This is a genomic window from Streptomyces poriticola (assembly GCF_036689765.1).
GTDB lineage: Bacteria > Actinomycetota > Actinomycetes > Streptomycetales > Streptomycetaceae > Streptomyces > Streptomyces poriticola.
Window position 1 is genome coordinate 1 of sequence record NZ_JBAGKH010000099.1, and the last position, 681, is coordinate 681.

Below are 681 nucleotides of genomic sequence, written 5' to 3' on the forward strand. Positions count from 1 at the left end.
ACGACCGCCGACGTGGACGCGGTGGAGGCGCACGGTACGGGCACCAAGCTGGGTGACCCGATCGAGGCGCAGGCCCTGCTGGTCACCTACGGCCAGGACCGCGAACAGCCGCTGTGGCTGGGCTCGGTCAAGTCCAACATCGGCCATGCGCAGGCTGCCGCGGGTGTGGCCGGTGTGATCAAGATGGTGGAGGCGATGCGGCACGGGAAGCTCCCGCGTACGCTCCACGTCGACGAGCCGTCTCCGCACGTCGACTGGACCGTCGGCGCGGTGGAACTGCTGACCGAGGAGCGGGAGTGGTCGCGTCAGGACCGCCCGCGCCGGGCGGGTGTCTCGTCGTTCGGTGTGTCCGGCACCAACGCGCATGTGGTGCTGGAAGAGGCCCCCGAGGAGCCGGGGCCCGCCGCTGCGGCCGGTCTGCCCGCCGTGCTGCCCTGGGTGGTGTCGGCGCGCTCCGAGGCCGCACTGCGCGCGCAGGCCGCACAGCTCGCGGACTGGCTGCGGGACGACACCGACCTCCTCGGTACCGCCCACTCCCTCGCCACCGGCCGGGCGGCGCTGCCGTACCGCGCGGTCGTCGTCGGCACCGACCGGTCCGAACTCTCCGACGGGCTCGCCGCGTTGGCGGCCGGTCGCGTCGCCGCGCAGGTCGAATCCGGCCGTGCCCGCGACAACCGTGGC

Annotated in this window: 1 protein-coding gene; it reads left to right on the plus strand. The window is 74.0% G+C overall.

All coding sequences use genetic code 11. From position 1 onward, the window contains the following. The coding region (locus tag V5O46_RS31615; RefSeq protein WP_332888173.1) for a ketoacyl-synthetase C-terminal extension domain-containing protein at window positions 1–681 on the plus strand (681 nt) is incomplete at both ends.